We start from the raw sequence: 14,877 nt of genomic DNA on the forward strand, positions 1-14,877 counted from the left end.
CGATCTCAGGGACGGGAGCCGAGCCGTTCGAAGATGTCGAGAGCCGAGCGAAGCTGGTGGCGGGCGTCGGCGCGCCGGCGCAGCCGCCGCAGCCACTCCCCGTACAGCAGCTCCGTACGGGCCCGCTCGAACAACCGGCCGCCCCGCAGGTGCAGGCGCAGCGCCTGCTCGTAGTACCGTTCCGCGTCCTCGTCGGAGGCCAGCAGCGCGTTGCAGCGCAGCGCCACCGCGTCCGCCCAGGGCGAGGGGGTCTGCGCCGCCCACATCTGCACCCGTTCGGAGGCGGCGACGGCGAAGTCGTTGCGGCCGGTCCGCACCGCCGCCTCCACCAGGTCCGGCATGCGGTGCATGACCATGACGGTACGCGCGGCGGGCCCGAACGCGCCGAACTCCTCGGCCCTGCGCAGAGCCGTCTCGGGCCGGCCGAGAGACAGGTCGAGCAGGTTCAGCGAGACGCAGCGCATGCCGCCCGTAGCCGCGTCGCGGACGTCGGCGATCTGCTCCGCGAGTTTCAGGCACCGCTCCTCGTCGCCTTCGAGCGCGGCGAGATACGTCAGGACGCCGACGAGCAGGGCCGCGTAGTAGCCCTGATCGGTGTCCCTGGCGATACGCAGCCCTTCCTCGGCGCTGGCCAGCGCCTCCCGGTGCATCCCGAGGAACATCTGCGAGCGCGCCACCAGGGCGAGCGCCAGCGGCAGGAGCCCGATCGCGCCCTGGGTCCTGCACTCCCGCTCTATGGCCGCGGCCCTGTCGTAGGCCATCGAGTCGTCGCCGATCACCAGGTCCCAGATGGCGAGCTGGGCGCGTTCCTGCAGCTCCACCGGCTCGGTACGGTCACGCAGGCCCTCGATCATGTCGCGCAGCCACGCCAGGCCGCCCGGCGGCTCCTCGCCGGCCAGGCCGCCCATGCCGGCCAGTACCCGCGTCATCGGCTGGAGCTGCCCGGCCTTCGTGCTGTGCAGCCCGGACACGCGGGTGGCCGTCCGCGCGAGCGCCGCGTAGTTGCTGCCGATCCAGGCGGGGGTGAGCGCCTCGACGAACAGCGCGATGGCGACGTCCTCGGCCTGGCCGATGATGGCCTCGGCCGTACCGGCGAGCAGCGTGTGGGCCGTTTCCACCTCGCCGCGCGCCATCGCGACCATCGCCCGGGTGCGGGCGAGATAGGCCAGCACCTTGGGGTCGGTCACGTCCGAGGCCGCCCTGTCGGCCAGGTCGCACGCCCGCTCGTACAGGCCGGCCTCGGCGGCCGCGGCGGCGGCGAGGGTCAGCCGGCGGCCCCGCTCGCGGGGGTCGGGGCTGAGCTGGGCCGCGCGCTCGCACGCGGCGGCCACCGCCGCGTGGCCGCCCCGGGCGCGGGCGTGCTCGGCGCTGCGCTCCAGCGCCGCCGCGCTCTCCTCGTCGGGCCCAGTGGCAGCCGAGGCCAGGTGCCAGGCCCAGCGGTCCACGTCGCCGGGGCGCCCGGCCAGCGTCTCGGCCAGCGCGCGGTGGGCCGCCAGCCGCCGTACCAGGGAGGCGAGGTGGTAGGTGGCGCTGCGGACGAGCGGGTGGCGGAAGCTGACGCGCCCGTCGCCGACGTGGACGAGGCCGGCGACCTCCGCGGTGTCGAGGTCCGCCAGGTCCACGCCGAGTTTGCGGGCCGCGGTCAGGATGACGTCGAGGGCGCCGGTGTCGTCCGCCGCGGCGACCAGCAGCACCGTTCGCGCGGCCTCGGGCAGGCGGGCGATGCGGTCACGGAAAGCCTGGTGCACCTTGCCGGGGGCGGGGCAGGAGCCGATGCCGAAGGCGTGGATGGGCGACTCGTCCGCGGATTGAGCCGTGGTGAGCAGCGCGGGCAGCTCCAGCAGGGCCAGGGGGTTGCCCTGCGCCTCGCACAGGACACGTTCGCGGGCCCTCGGCGCCAAGGCGTGCCCGGCCAGCAGCTCGGCGGCGCAGCCGGTGTCGAGCCCCGCCACGTGCAGGTCGGGCACGCCCGCGGCGGGGAAGGCATGCTCGTCCTCGCGGGCGGCGAAGATGAGCGCCACTCCTTCGGCCTCCAGCCTGCGGGCCGCGAACAGCAACGCCTCGGCCGAGGCGTGATCGAGCCACTGCGCGTCGTCCACCAGGCACAGCAGGGGACGCCGCTCGGCGAGGTCGGCCAGCAGGGTGAGCAGCGCGAGCCCGACCAGGAACCGGTCGCCGCTGAACCCGGGCTCCAGGCCCAGCGCGCCACGCAAGGCCCGGGCCTGCGCGTCGGGCAGCACGTTGATGTTGTCGACGGCGCCGCGGAGCAGCAGGTGCAATCCGGCGAAGGGCAGCTCGATCTCTGGCTCGAAGCCCGCCCCGCGCAGCACGCGCATCTCGTCGCCCGCTGCCTCGGCGGCGTAGTCGAGCAGCGCCGTCTTGCCGATCCCGGCTTCCCCGCGCAGCACCAGCGATCCGCTCTTCCCGGCTCGGGCAGTGGCGAGCAGCCGATCGACCGCTGCCTGCTCCTTGATCCGCCCTATGAGCATGAGCATCCCCATTCGCCCGGCGTTGCCCGGCCACGCTGCCGGCGCCGTCCGTTTCCGCCCTTGTCACGATGAGATGCCGGCCGCCGGCCAGGGCCCCGATGCCTGGCCTGATCCACCGGTCATCAGCACGGATCCGTGCACAACACTCCTCCCCAGTGGTCACGCCTGCGGCGATGTACCGTGGCGAAGCAGTCACCGGGCGGTTCGCACTGCTCAGGGTAGAGGCACGGGTCCGTGTACGAATCTGTCAAACGACTAGTCAGGTCGCGTTCACTTTTCGTCGGTGACGACGTTCCATTCGACGCCGTACGGGGCGAGATAGTCCAGGAAGGCAGCCGAGTCGAACGCCTGAGCCGGACTGAGCACCCCGGCCTTGGCCTCCCCCGCTACCAGGCGGCGCGCTCCCTCGACGGCGAACACCGCGGTGCTCGCGTAGATGTCGGTGCCATGCACCACGCCGGTGGCGCGCTGGCCGTCCGTGCCCACGGCCTCGGCCACGATCGTGAAGTCGGCGGCGGGGCGGCGTTCTGTGGAAGGACCCTCGGGCAACTGGTCGATGACGGCTGTCCACTCGTCGGCGGGCAACTGCATGAGGGAGATCATCTCCGGGCTGAACACGGCCGCGTCGGTGATGATCTCGACGCGCCGGGCTCGCACGTGGCGGGGGACGGTCACGATCTCCGCACCCGGCCACCGCACCGTCAGCCTCTCCTCGGTCTGACCGGGGAAGGTGAACGACGTGCGCTTGACGGCCAGGCCCTCCGCGGGGCGCCAGCGCCCGTCCTCGTAGGCGAGATCGCCGTCCTTCAGGACCTGGAGCGATGACCGGATGCTGCCCCGGGTCATGTCGAAGTCGTTGGTCTGGTAGGCGATCGTCAGCTCGTCGAGAGGCTCGACCCGTGCCCCCGCGAGGTGCGCGATCATGTCGGCCAGCAGGATGTCGAAGCCTACCGCCGGGACGACGCTCACCGCGGCCTGTTCCGCCTGCTCGGCATAGGTGTCGAAGACATGCCGCAGGAACATCTGCTCGGCGGAGGTGTCGACGTAGTGGGTGCCGGCCGTGATGGCCGCCTGGACGACCGGGTCTCCGACCTTGGAGAACGGCCCGGCACAGCCGATGACGACGTCGCAGCCGTCGAACGCGCGGGCCAGCGCCGCGGCGTCGTCCACGTTCGCCACCCTGACCTCGGCGCCTTCGGCGACCTCCCGCAGCCGGGACTCGTCCCTTCCGGAGACCACCACGTCGAGCCCTCTGCGGTGCGCTTCGGCCGTGACCAGTCTCCCGGTGTAGCCGCTCGCCCCGTATACCGCGACCTTCATGTCGAAAACTCCTAGCTCGTCGTGATCGGTGCCCTGACCATAGAAGCATACGATCGTATTTGTCAATGCGATCGGTCGTATTCCGACGTATGATGACGGGTATGCCGACCACTCGCCCCGGAGACGAACGCCGCCGCGCCATCCTCGAGCGCGCCCTGAACGTGGCCACCCTCGACGGCCTGGAGGGGATCACCCTCGGCAAGCTCGCGACCACGCTGGGCATAAGCAAGAGCGGTGTTCAGGGCCTGTTCGGCACCAAGCAGGAGCTGCAACTGGAGATCGTGGCGGCGGCGACGCAGGTCTTCGAGGAGCGGGTCCTGCGCGTGGCCGAACGCGCCGACGACGGGCTTCCCCGGCTGCGGGCGCTGGCGGACGCCTGGATCGGCTACCTCGACACGTTCGACGGCGGCTGCTTCTTCTGCGCGGTCGCCCCCGAGTTCGACGGCCGCGAGGGGCCCGTCCGCGACGCGATCGCCGAGGTGGCGCTCACCAGCGACAAGATCCTGCACAAGCAGATCCGGCTCGCCCAGCGGCTGGGCGAGCTGGCCGGGGACCTGGACGCCGAGCAGCTCATCTTCGAGATCCACGCCGCCGTCCTCCAGGCCAACTACGCCCGCCGGCTGCTCGGCCGGGCGGACGCCTACGACCGTGCGCGCCGCGCCATCCACGACCGCCTCGACCGCGCCCGGCCGGCACGGGTGTAGCCCGCGTCAGTCGAGCGCGCGGCCCACACGGGTGTCGCCTCGCCGGCGAGCGCGGCGAAGTCGCCGTCCAGGACGACGACCCCACTCCACAGACCTGATCGTCAGACTCCCACGGTGGTCGAAGAAGCAGAGGACACCCGGTCGAGGCCGAGCATGCGCAGGAACAGGGCGTCCATGGCGCGGTCCGGCAGCACGCGCTGCAACCGGGTGAGCAGCTTGGCGTGCCCGCCGGCGGGGTAGCGCGTACGCGGCCTGGGCACGGTCATCGCCTTCACCACGGCATCGGCGAGCACCTCCGGAGGGCTGCCCGTACGTTCATGACCTGCGGCGATCATCTCGATCACGTGCATGAACGTCGCGCCGTAGTCGGCCCGGCCGCGCGCTGAGAACAGCTCGGCGACGGCGCGCCGGCCGTTGTCCACCAGCTTGACGGGAGCCTTGCTCTGGGTGGCGCCCGGCTCGACGATGCTCACCTGTACGCCCCAGGGACGCAGTTCCATGCGCAGCGCGTCGGTCACGGAGACCAGCCCGTGCTTGGCTACCGTGATGGGGCCGAGGAACGGCATCGTGATCCGCCCGCCCTCGGAGCCCACGTTGACGATGCGCCCCCGGGCACGCTTGATCAGCGGCAGGAACGCCTGGGTCACGGCGAGCTGAGCGGTGAGATTGACCTCGAGGTGGTTCCGGAACACCTCCAGTGGTACGAGCTCCATCGGCCACGGCTCGCCGATCCCGGCGTTGTTGACGAGCCCGGCCAGTCCCGCCGCCCCAACGGCCTCTTCAACCTGCGTCACAGCGGCGGCGATCGCCTCGGCGTCGGTGATGTCGAGGTGCAGCGGGACGATGTCACCGCCGGAGGCGGCACGCAGAGCTTCGCCGTCCGCGGGGTTGCGGACTCCGGCGAACACTGTGAAGCTCCTGGCACTCAGCGCCAGAGCGGAAGCATGGCCGATCCCCGACGAAGTTCCTGTGATCACTACGGATCGTGGCATCGTCGTCTCCTCCCGAGATAACTCAACGATGGTGAGTTCACGATAGACGAGGATGGACGGAAACTCAACGATGATGAGTTAAATCGATGGCGAAGCACTGTCACACCGGGCTGCCCTGCCCCGTCCATAGCTCGATCACCTCACCGTCGAAGGAATCCGACATGCACTTCCTCCGCAGCTCCGTGACCGCGATGCTCGCCGCCGCGACCATCGCGGCCCTTCCAGCACCCGCCCAGGCGTCTCCCGCCCAGGCCGAGGCGTGGCCATGCGACACCTGGTGCCAGACCGCCCAGCAGCAGCAACAGGCCAACGCCCTGCCCCGTACGCGTTTCTACGACGCCCCCGCTCCCCTGCCCTGGGCGCCGGCGGGCACCCTGATCCGCCAGGAGGCCGCCAAGGACTACGCCGCCGCGGGCCGGCCGCTGCCCGCCACCCGCCTGCTCTACCACTCCCGCACGGCCGACGGCCGCGACCGCGCGGCGTCCGGCGTGGTCCTGCTGCCCAAGGGCCGGGCGCCGAAGGGCGGCTGGCCGGTGGTGGTGGACGCCCACGGCGCCAGCGGCACCGCCCGAGGCTGCGCCCCCTCGCTGATGCGCGACCTGTACCACGGCGACCAGATGGCCCGCTTCCTCGACAGCGGGTACGCCGTGATCGCCCCCGACTACGCCGGCCTGGGCACGGACGGAGGGCACGCGCTCGGCGACAAGACCGCCGCCGCCAACGACGTCGTCCACGGCCTGCGCGCGGCCCGCGACGCCGTACCCGGCCTGTCGCGGAGCTGGGCCGTCTGGGGCCACTCGCAGGGCGGGGCGGCGGCGCTGGCCGTCGCGGAAGCGCAGGTCCGCCGGCCCGAGCCCGGCTACCTCGGCGCCGTCGTCACCTCACCCGGCGCGAACCTCACCCAGCTCGTACGGCACGCCGCCGAGCAGCCCGGACTCGGCGGCTTCGTCCCGCTGATCGCCGCCGGCGCCAAGGCGTCCGACCCCGGCCTGCAACTGTCGCGGCTGCTGACGCCGCAGGCGATGGCCCGGCTGGACGCGGTGGACAGCCAGTGCCTGGGCGTGGTCGCCGCCGTCTACACCGACCTGACCGGCTCCGCGCTCGTCCGTCCCGGATACCTCACCGAGCCGCGCTTCGCCCGCTTCCTGGAGCGCAACAGCACGGGGCAGAGCCCGGTGGCCGGCCCGCTGCTGCTGCTCCAGGGCGAGGCCGACACCCTGGTCACCAAGGCCATGACCGACGAGGTGGCCGGGTCGCTGTGCCGTACCGGTGCGCGGGTCACCTACCGTACGTATCCGGGGCTGGCGCACGACACGTACCCTGGGCAGGTCACCGGCATCGACGACGGCGCCATGCCCGACATCCTGAAGTGGATCGGCGACCGCTTCGACGGCAGGCGCGCCACCTCGAACTGCGCCTGATCCGACGGCCGGGCACTCGAAGCCCGCCGGTGGTCACCGCTGTTTGCGTCGGCGGGGCCGTTGCCGGTGCCACGGGGGGACGCGGTCGACCGCCGGCCGTGCCGAGGCGGCGCGCCTCGCCTTCGCGGCCTGCTTGACCGTTCGGAAGGCAAAGCCCGCGGCGACCGGGCCGCCGAGCCCGGCCAGGGCCAGGAGCACGCCCTCGACCCACAACGCCGTGCCGATGCCCTCCAGGTCGTCCCTGACCTGCGGCTGGACGCGCCGGCGCGGGTCCACCATCACCTCGATGGCCGTGCCGACCCTGGCCTGGCACGCCGCCCGATCCGGCAGGTTTTCGACGGGGAAGTCGTCCGTCCACTGATCGGCGAAGGCGCCGCCCAGGATGTAGCGGCAGTTCACGCCGCGTCTGGCCTTGTCCACCTGCACCAGGGAGATCCGTGCCTGCTTGGCCACGCCGTACCAGTGCTGGTATCCCTGCTCCAAGTGGATGGCCCCGTTCACGCCGAGGCCGAGGCCGAGCAGCATCGCCACGGCGAAACACCCGATCAGGGGTTCCGGGTTCCCCTCCCAGAAGGCGCCGGGCACGACGAACACCGCAGCACCGACGAGGACGGCGACGATCAGCGCCAGAGCCGCCCATCCCACACTGGCCGTCGCCGCGAACACCCCGACGGTCGCGCTCAAGGGCAGCAGGTAGACCAGCAGGAAGGCGGCGCCGGTCAGTAAGGCTCGCGGCACCGCGCGCGGACGCCCGTCAGCCGCCGGTGACGGGTCAGCCGTCCGCGTCACGGAGCTCCCGTCGCAGGATCTTGCCCGAGGCGGAGCGCGGCACCGCCTCGACGAACCGCACCTGACGCACCTTCTTGTACGGGGCCACGAGCCCCGCCACGTACGCCATCACATCATCCTCGTCCAGCTCGCTGCCCGGCCGCCTGACCACATAGGCCCTCGGCACCTCGTTGCCCTCCGCATCGTACACACCGACGACGGCGGCGTCGGCGATGGCCTCATGGGCGAGCAGCAGCGCCTCCAGCTCGGCCGGCGGCACCTGGTACCCCTTGTACTTGATCAGCTCCTTGACCCGGTCGACGATGTGCAGCCAGCCGTCGCCGTCCATCCGGCCCACGTCCCCGGTGTGCAGCCAGCCGCCCTCGTCGATCATGGCGGCCGTGTCGCCGGGACGGCCGAGGTAGCCCTTCATCACCTGCGGGCCGCGGACGGCGATCTCGCCGGGCGCGCCGGGCGCGGCGTCCCGGCCGGGGGCGGCCAGGTCGAGCAGCCGCAGCTCGGTGCCCGGCAGCAGCCGGCCGACCGTTCCTGCGGGGGCGTCCTTCCCGCCGCGCGGGCACAGGCTGACGCCGGGCGACAGCTCGGTCATGCCGTACCCCTGCACGACGGACGGCAGGCCGAGCCGGCGCGCGCACGCCTCGGCCAGGCCGGCGTCCAGCGGGGCCGCCGCCGACAGCACGAACTCCAGGGACGACAGGTCCCGCCCCTCGACCGCCGGATGCTTGGCGAGCATCAGCACGATCGGCGGCGCGACGTAAAGGCCGGCGATCCGGTACGTCTCGATCGCCGTCAGGAACTCCTCCAGGTCGAAGCGCGGCAGCACCACCACGGTCGCGCCCATCCGCAGCGGGGTGTTGAGCAGCACGGTCAGGCCGTAGATGTGGGAGAACGGCAGCACCGCCAGCAGCGGCTCCCCCACCCGGGAGGGCAGGAACGTCTCGATCTGGACGAGGTTCGTCGCCACGTTGCTGTGCGAGAGCATCACTCCCTTCGGCGCCCCCGTGGTCCCGGACGAGTACGGCAGCACCGCCAGGTCCTCGCGGGCGTCGAACACGATGTACGGCTCGGGCGCCGCCGAGTGCTGCATCTCCAGGATCGACGGGCAGCCGTCCTCCCCGGGACCGCACACGAAGATCTCCTCGACGCCGCCCGCCCGCTCCGCCGCCTCATGCGCCACGCCCAGCCCGGCCGGGGTCGTGACGATCCACCGGCACCGCGAGTCGGCCAGCTGCCCCGCCATCTCGGGGACGGTGGCCACCGCGGGCACCGGCGTGATCACCGCTCCGGCCCGCATCGCGCCGTAGAGCACCACGGGATACAGGACGGAATTGGGGCTGTGAACGGCCAGCACGTCCCCTTTCCGCACCCCGGCCGAGGCGAACGCGGCGGCCAGGCGGCGGGATCGCTCGTCGAGCTGCCGATAGGTGGTCACCTCGCCGGTGAGCCCGTCGACCAGCGCCGGCCGGTCGCCGAACTCGGCGGCCCGCCGGAGCACGACCTGGTGCACGGGCGCCTCGATGAGGCCGATGTGCGGGTATGCGCTGGTGAAGATCACTTACATCGCCCCCTGTCGCCCGGGCGGACGCGGGCACGGCGGGCGTCCACCCCGCATGAACGATAGGAGCGCGCACATCTCGCTGAATCCGTCGCGTGACTGGATTCGGGCGCCGGACACCTGGTGGGGGTGCCAGTCATTCGACAGATTCCCTTCCCCTCCCCCGCGCCTACGGTGATCTCATCTCAGCGAAGGACGACGAGAACATGGACGCCGAAATCGTGCTGCGGGTGGACGGGCGGGAGCATCGGCTCACGGTCGACACCCGTACGACAGTGCTGGACGCACTGCGTGAGCGGCTGGGCAACACCAGCCCCAAGAAGGGCTGCGATCACGGCCAGTGCGGGGCCTGCACCGTGCTGCTCGACGGCCGCCGGGTGACGAGCTGTCTCACGCTCGCCGTCGCGAACGACGGAGCGGAGATCGTCACGGCGGCCGGGCTGGCCGAGGGGGACGAGCCGCATCCCATGCAGCGGGCGTTCATCGCCCACGACGCCCTCCAGTGCGGTTACTGCACGCCCGGCCAGATCGTCTCCGCCGTCGCGATGCTGCGGGAGGCCCGGGCGGGCTGGCCGAGCGCGGTCAGCGAGGACCTCGACGCGGACGCCGTCGTCCTGGACGAGAAGGAGATCGCCGAGCGGATGAGCGGCAACCTGTGCCGGTGCGCCGCCTACACCAACATCGTGCCGGCCATCGAGGAGGTCGCGGGCTCATGAAGCCTTTCCAGTACCAGCGGGCCGCCGACATGGAATCCGCCGCCGCCCTCGTGGCGGGCGACCCCGACGCGGCGTTCCTCGCGGGCGGCACCAACCTGGTGGACCTGATGAAGATGGGGGTGGCCTCCCCCGGCCTGCTGGTCGACGTCCGGCGGGTGATGTCCGACCGGATCGAGGAGACGCCCGGCGGCGGCCTGCGCATCGGCGCCGGGGTGCTCAACGCCGACCTGGCCGCCGACCGGCGCGTCAGGCGCCGCTACCCGATGCTCTCCCAGGCGTTGCTGGCCGGCGCCTCCTACCAGCTGCGCAACCTCGCCACCACGGGCGGGAACCTCCTGCAGCGCACCCGCTGCCCGTACTTCCGCGACGTGAGCACCCCGTGCAACAAGCGGGAGCCGGGGTCGGGCTGCCCGGCCCGGGGCGGCCACGAGCGGGACCTGGCGATCCTGGGCGCTTCCCAGGCGTGCGCCGCCACGCATCCGTCCGACATGGCCGTGGCGATGGCGGCGCTCGACGCGACGGTCCACACCACCGGCCTTCAGGGGGAACGGACGATCCCCGTGACCGGCCTGCACCGGCTGCCCGGCGAGGAGCCGCAGCGTGACACCGTGCTGGAGGCGGGCGAGCTGATCACGGCCGTGGAGCTGCCGCCGCCGCTGACGGCGTCCCGTTCCCGCTACCGCAAAGTACGTGACCGCGCGTCGTACGCGTTCGCGCTGGTGTCGGTGGCCGCCGCGGTCGAGGTCGAGGACGGCTTCGTACGTGACGTACGGCTCGCGCTGGGCGGCGTGGCGCACAAGCCCTGGCGGGCGGCGATCGCCGAGCAGTTGCTGCACGGGGCGCCCGCGACCGAGGACAGCTTCCGCGCCGCCGCCGAGGCCGAATTGGCCGAGGCCCGGCCGCTGCCGGGCAACGCCTTCAAGGTCGCGCTCGCCCGCAACACGATCGTCAGCACGCTGCTGGCGCTGGCCGAGGAGGCCGCCCGATGACCACGACCGGCGCCGTGGGCGCGTCCCTCGACCGTGTGGACGGCCCGTTGAAGGTCCGGGGCGCGGCGACGTACGCCGGCGAATGGCCGGTGGAGTCCCCCGCCTACCTCTATCCGCTGCAGGCGGAGATCGCCGCGGGGCGGGTCGCCGGCATCGACGCCGACGCCGCGGCGGCGGAGCCCGGCGTGCTGTGCGTGATCACGCACCTCAACGCCCCGAAACTGGACTGGCCCGGCGACCCCGAGGTGGCGGTCCTGCAGTCCGACGAGGTCGCCTTCCGGGGGCAGTTCATCGGCGCCGTCGTCGCGGAGAGCCTGGAGATCGCGCGGTATGCGGCGAGCCTGGTCCGCGTGAACTATGAGCAGCGGCCTCACGATGCCGAGCTGCGGGCCGACCGCGACGACCTCCACAAGCCGCAGCACGCGGCCGTCTTCGGTTCGCTGCCCGGCGACCTTCAGGACGGCTCCCCCGCCGACAGCGCCATGGGGGATGTGGAAGCCGCGCTGGGCACGGCGGCCTTCACGCTGGACGCCACGTACACCACCCCGATCAACCACCACAATCCGATGGAGCCGCACACCGTCATCACCACCTGGACCGACGACGAGCTCACCGTCCGCTGCTCCTCCCAGGGGGTGCACTGGGTCAGCCAGCTCCTGGCCAGGGCGTTCGGCGTCGGCCAGGAGCGGATCCGGGTCATCTCGCCGCACGTCGGCGGCGGGTTCGGGTCGAAGGCGTACCCCGTCTCGTACGCCACGCTCGCCCTGATGGGCGCGCAGTTCGTGCCGGGACGGCCGGTGAAGTTCGCGCTCACCAGGCAGCAGATGTTCTCACTGGTCGGCTACCGCCCGGCCGCGATCCAGCGGGTCCGGCTCGGCGCCGATTCCGGCGGCCGGCTCACCGCGATCGCGCACGATGCCGTGCAGCAGACCGCCAGGGTCAAGGAGTACGCCGAGCAGACCGTGGTGGCGACGCGCATGTTGTACGCGGCGCCCAACCGGCGCACGACCACCCGGGTGGCCGCTCTCGATCTTCCGGTGCCGACGGTCATGCGGGCGCCGGGCGAGGCCACGGGCATGTTCGCGATCGAGTCGGCGATGGACGAGCTGGCGCTGGCCTGCGGGCTGGACCCGATCGAGTTCCGCCTGCGCAACGAGCCCGGCGCCCATCCCGAGTCCGGCAAGCCGTTCTCCAGCCGCGACCTGGTGGCCTGCCTGCGCGAGGGCGCCCGCCGCTTCGGCTGGCAGGGCCGCGACCCGGTGCCCCGGCGGCGGCGCGAGAGCGGCTGGCTGATCGGGACCGGGGTCGCCGCCTCGATCTACCCGGCCTCGCGCCTGCCCGGCAGCGCGGCGGCGATCCGGGTGGACGCCGGCGGCCACTACACGGTCCGGATCGGGGCCGCCGACCTCGGCACCGGCACCTGGACCGCCCTGACCCAGATCGCCGCCGACGCGCTCGGCGTCGCCGTCGAGGACGTGACCCTGCGGATCGGCGACAGCACCCTCCCGCCCGCCTCCCCCGCCGGCCACTCGACCGGCATCAACTGCTGGGGCACCACCATCCACGCGGCGGCCGACCAGCTCCGCGACCTGCTGAGCGGCCCGATCCCGCCCGAGGGCGTCGAGGTCACCGCCGACATGCCCGGCAATCCCTACCTGGCCCAGTACGAGATGTACTGCTTCGGCGCCCAGTTCGCCGAGGTCCACGTGCGCGAGGACACCGGCGAGGTGCGGGTGCCGCGCCTGCTCGGGATCTTCGACGCGGGCCGGATCATCAACCCGAAGACCGCCCGGTCCCAGCTCGTCGGCGGCATGGTCCAGGGCCTGTCGATGGCGCTGCACGAGCACAGCGTGGTCGATCCGCGTTTCGGGCACGTGGTCAACAACGACCTGGCCGGCTACCACGTCGCCGCCAACGCCGACGTCGGCGCCGTCGAGGTGGGTTTCGTGGGCGAGCCGGACCTGTACATCAACCCGATGGGGTCGAAGGGCATCGGCGAGGTCGGCATCGTGGGGACGGCGGCGGCCATCGCCAACGCCGTCCACCACGCGACGGGAATCCGCGTCCGCGACCTGCCGATCACCCTCGACAAGCTCGCCCTGTTCTCGTAACCCGTCGCACCGGACGGGGCCTCGCGACAGGCACTCGCCGTTACACGAAAAGGACCGAACTGGGAGTGTCGCGTCCGTGGCCGATGCCGACGTTGAGGTCGGGCACGCAGTAGTTCGTAGGGAACGCCGACGACGCACCCGCGTAACCGGCCTTGGTGTACAGGCCGACGGTCCGGTTGCTGTAGTTGCATGCGGACTCGGCGTCGTCGTCGACGGAGATGCTGGTGCCGTCCCACTCGTCGTTCGCGAAGCTGCGGTCGCTGCCGCTGTACGACTTCTCGTAGCTGGTGTACGCCTGGTTCTCCCAGAGCCAGAACCGGCCCGAGGCGGCAAGCGCGGCAACCTCGGCCGGGACCTCACTCGGGGCGCTCTCAGGCGTGTCGCCGGAACTCGCGGAAGCGCCGGCCGGCAGGTCCCAGCCGTTCCCGTTAGGCCCCGGGACGGGATCGGCACCGGCGGGCGTGGCCGTGAGTGTGCCGGCGATCGACATCGCGGCCACGGTCATGACCGAGGCCGTGAAAAACTTCCTCAACGGCATGCGTTCTCCTCTGGGGATATCGGGTTCTCTGTCGGCGTTGACGCTAGAAGCGACAGCGATCCGGCGGCATCTGTCATGCGACTGGTGGGGAACGATGATCACGCCGGTCGCGTGACAGATTCGGCCGGTCGCCGCCGCTCCTAGCGTTGGGGACCGCACAGCACCCAGGCATCCCCCCAAGGAGAACGCATGCCTTTGAAGAAGCGTTTCGCGGCTTGCGCCGCAGCCGTCGCGGCGGTCTCGGTCGCGTTCGCGGCCTCGCCGGCCCGCGCTGACGCCCCTGCCGTGGACAGCGACGCTCCCATCGTCGGGCAGGCTCAGGCCGCCGCGGGCGACGGCGACGTGTCCGCCGCGTACGGCCTGTTCTGGCTCTACAACAAGGTCCGCTACAAGGGCGCCGCCACCACCTACAACGGCGACGACGCCGACTTCACCGACAACAGGTGGCCGGGTACGACCACCTCGATCGACAACGGCGCCGACTCGGCGCGGAACTACGGCGAACGGGACGTCTTCTTGTTCGCGAAGCCGGGCTACGCCGGTGCCGGGCTGCGTTTCCCGCCCGAGACCGGGATAACCGACCTGGCCGATTTCCCGGCCTTCGGGCGCAACAACGCCAGCTCCGTCTGGTTCGAGTAAGTGACTGCGAGGCCGAGTGCACCGGCTTGATGTGTCAGTAGTTTCGCCTTGTCCTTCGCCTGAAGCACGTCGCGCAACTCCCGCACCAGGAGCCCGGCTGCATGCAGCCGGGGCTCTGAGCCGCCGGTAACGGCAGGCGAACCTCCGCGCCCCCATGCCGCGCTTCCACGCCGTGTGCCCGGCCGTCATCGGCGGCCGGGCACGCGGAACAGGGCACGTACGAGGCAGTGCGTTGAATCGACGACCTCGGCAGATGCGGTCCTGTTCTAATCCGCCAGCAAGGCTTCCAGTGCCACTCTTGCCGATCTGATCACGGATTCCCAGAGACGCGATCTCAGATACTCGCCGTCCGCCAGCTCGGTCCCCATTTCAGCGAATACGGCATTGAGAATCTCGGCCAGATTCATCAGCGCCGCAGCCTCTTGCTCGGAACGCAGGTATATCCCGATCGCCGCGGACGGATCCTCCAGGACACACGTGTCGTCGTACAGTATGTGGACATTCGTCGAGAAATCATCGTAGTAGTCTTCGCGGGGATACTGGCGCTCCACCCAGGCACGTCGCTGATGATCACGGCTGGCGAGGGCCGCCACCGCGGAGACGATCTCCATGCG

Annotated in this window: 13 protein-coding genes; 6 read left to right on the top strand and 7 right to left on the bottom strand. The window is 71.7% G+C overall.

All coding sequences use genetic code 11. The features are described from left to right. Window positions 1-5: 5 nt before the first annotated feature. Both AB0J64_RS36770 and AB0J64_RS36775 read right to left on the bottom strand, forming a co-directional pair. Window positions 6-2,489 (bottom strand): AAA family ATPase, encoded by a 2,484-nt coding sequence (locus AB0J64_RS36770; RefSeq protein WP_364037783.1) that lies wholly within the window; start codon window positions 2,487-2,489, stop codon window positions 6-8. Between the two features lie 270 nt (window positions 2,490-2,759). Then, window positions 2,760-3,809, bottom strand: coding sequence for a saccharopine dehydrogenase NADP-binding domain-containing protein (locus AB0J64_RS36775; RefSeq protein ID WP_364037786.1), 1,050 nt, complete (start codon window positions 3,807-3,809; stop codon window positions 2,760-2,762). Between the two features lie 101 nt (window positions 3,810-3,910). Here AB0J64_RS36775 and AB0J64_RS36780 point away from each other — a divergent pair, with 101 nt between their 5' ends. Beyond that, window positions 3,911-4,513 carry a TetR/AcrR family transcriptional regulator gene (locus AB0J64_RS36780; RefSeq protein WP_364037789.1) on the top strand — a complete coding sequence of 201 codons (603 nt, stop codon included), beginning with the start codon at window positions 3,911-3,913 and terminating at the stop codon, window positions 4,511-4,513. Between the two features lie 101 nt (window positions 4,514-4,614). On the opposite strand, the gene AB0J64_RS36785 is transcribed toward AB0J64_RS36780, so the two are convergent. Beyond that, complete coding sequence (locus AB0J64_RS36785; RefSeq protein WP_364037792.1) at window positions 4,615-5,505, bottom strand: SDR family NAD(P)-dependent oxidoreductase; 891 nt, start codon at window positions 5,503-5,505, stop codon at window positions 4,615-4,617. A 161-nt stretch (window positions 5,506-5,666) separates the two neighbouring features. On the opposite strand from AB0J64_RS36785, the gene AB0J64_RS36790 reads away from it, so the two are divergent. Beyond that, window positions 5,667-6,926 carry an alpha/beta fold hydrolase gene (locus AB0J64_RS36790; protein ID WP_364037795.1) on the top strand — a complete coding sequence of 420 codons (1,260 nt, stop codon included), beginning with the start codon at window positions 5,667-5,669 and terminating at the stop codon, window positions 6,924-6,926. A 33-nt stretch (window positions 6,927-6,959) separates the two neighbouring features. Here AB0J64_RS36790 and AB0J64_RS36795 read toward each other — a convergent pair whose 3' ends face one another. Next, on the bottom strand, window positions 6,960-7,715 hold the full coding sequence (locus tag AB0J64_RS36795; RefSeq protein ID WP_364037798.1) for a hypothetical protein: 756 nt from the start codon (window positions 7,713-7,715) through the stop codon (window positions 6,960-6,962). Continuing rightward, complete coding sequence (locus tag AB0J64_RS36800) at window positions 7,699-9,270, bottom strand: AMP-binding protein (RefSeq protein WP_364037801.1); 1,572 nt, start codon at window positions 9,268-9,270, stop codon at window positions 7,699-7,701. The genes AB0J64_RS36795 and AB0J64_RS36800 overlap by 17 nt, the downstream gene beginning before the upstream one ends. Before the next feature lie 206 nt (window positions 9,271-9,476). On the opposite strand from AB0J64_RS36800, the gene AB0J64_RS36805 reads away from it, so the two are divergent. Genes AB0J64_RS36805 through AB0J64_RS36815 form a run of 3 tightly spaced genes read left to right on the top strand, consistent with a single transcriptional unit; the run spans window position 9,477 to window position 13,086 of the window. Beyond that, entirely contained in the window at window positions 9,477-9,986 is a 510-nt protein-coding gene (locus AB0J64_RS36805; RefSeq protein WP_364037804.1) for a 2Fe-2S iron-sulfur cluster-binding protein, read from the top strand. Further along, complete coding sequence (locus tag AB0J64_RS36810; protein ID WP_364037807.1) at window positions 9,983-10,975, top strand: xanthine dehydrogenase family protein subunit M; 993 nt, start codon at window positions 9,983-9,985, stop codon at window positions 10,973-10,975. The genes AB0J64_RS36805 and AB0J64_RS36810 overlap by 4 nt, the downstream gene beginning before the upstream one ends. Next, window positions 10,972-13,086 (top strand): xanthine dehydrogenase family protein molybdopterin-binding subunit, encoded by a 2,115-nt coding sequence (locus AB0J64_RS36815; RefSeq protein ID WP_364037810.1) that lies wholly within the window; start codon window positions 10,972-10,974, stop codon window positions 13,084-13,086. Before AB0J64_RS36810 ends, AB0J64_RS36815 begins: the two co-directional genes overlap by 4 nt. A 40-nt stretch (window positions 13,087-13,126) precedes the next feature. On the opposite strand, the gene AB0J64_RS36820 is transcribed toward AB0J64_RS36815, so the two are convergent. Further along, on the bottom strand, window positions 13,127-13,624 hold the full coding sequence (locus AB0J64_RS36820) for a hypothetical protein (protein ID WP_364037813.1): 498 nt from the start codon (window positions 13,622-13,624) through the stop codon (window positions 13,127-13,129). Between the two features lie 189 nt (window positions 13,625-13,813). On the opposite strand from AB0J64_RS36820, the gene AB0J64_RS36825 reads away from it, so the two are divergent. Beyond that, a complete protein-coding gene (locus AB0J64_RS36825) occupies window positions 13,814-14,263 on the top strand; it encodes a hypothetical protein (RefSeq protein WP_364037816.1) in 450 nt (149 codons plus the stop codon). A gap of 266 nt (window positions 14,264-14,529) precedes the next feature. Here the strand turns inward: AB0J64_RS36825 and AB0J64_RS36830 are convergent, their stop codons facing one another. Next, entirely contained in the window at window positions 14,530-14,874 is a 345-nt protein-coding gene (locus AB0J64_RS36830; RefSeq protein ID WP_364037819.1) for a hypothetical protein, read from the bottom strand. Window positions 14,875-14,877 lie beyond the last annotated feature (3 nt).

This window comes from Nonomuraea sp. NPDC049695, assembly GCF_040674955.1.
GTDB classification, from domain to species: domain Bacteria; phylum Actinomycetota; class Actinomycetes; order Streptosporangiales; family Streptosporangiaceae; genus Nonomuraea; species Nonomuraea helvata.

Excerpts from the sequence above, each read along its gene's own strand:
- AB0J64_RS36820 (WP_364037813.1), bottom strand. The coding sequence starts at position 13,624 with ATGCCGTTGAGGAAGTTTTTCACGGCCTCGGTCATGACCGTGGCCGCG.
- AB0J64_RS36790 (WP_364037795.1), top strand. The coding sequence starts at position 5,667 with ATGCACTTCCTCCGCAGCTCCGTGACCGCGATGCTCGCCGCCGCGACC.
- AB0J64_RS36825 (WP_364037816.1), top strand. The coding sequence starts at position 13,814 with ATGCCTTTGAAGAAGCGTTTCGCGGCTTGCGCCGCAGCCGTCGCGGCG.
- AB0J64_RS36830 (WP_364037819.1), bottom strand. The coding sequence starts at position 14,874 with ATGGAGATCGTCTCCGCGGTGGCGGCCCTCGCCAGCCGTGATCATCAG.
- AB0J64_RS36775 (WP_364037786.1), bottom strand. The coding sequence starts at position 3,809 with ATGAAGGTCGCGGTATACGGGGCGAGCGGCTACACCGGGAGACTGGTC.
- AB0J64_RS36770 (WP_364037783.1), bottom strand. The coding sequence starts at position 2,489 with ATGCTCATAGGGCGGATCAAGGAGCAGGCAGCGGTCGATCGGCTGCTC.
- AB0J64_RS36785 (WP_364037792.1), bottom strand. The coding sequence starts at position 5,505 with ATGCCACGATCCGTAGTGATCACAGGAACTTCGTCGGGGATCGGCCAT.
- AB0J64_RS36810 (WP_364037807.1), top strand. The coding sequence starts at position 9,983 with ATGAAGCCTTTCCAGTACCAGCGGGCCGCCGACATGGAATCCGCCGCC.
- AB0J64_RS36780 (WP_364037789.1), top strand. The coding sequence starts at position 3,911 with ATGCCGACCACTCGCCCCGGAGACGAACGCCGCCGCGCCATCCTCGAG.
- AB0J64_RS36815 (WP_364037810.1), top strand. The coding sequence starts at position 10,972 with ATGACCACGACCGGCGCCGTGGGCGCGTCCCTCGACCGTGTGGACGGC.
- AB0J64_RS36805 (WP_364037804.1), top strand. The coding sequence starts at position 9,477 with ATGGACGCCGAAATCGTGCTGCGGGTGGACGGGCGGGAGCATCGGCTC.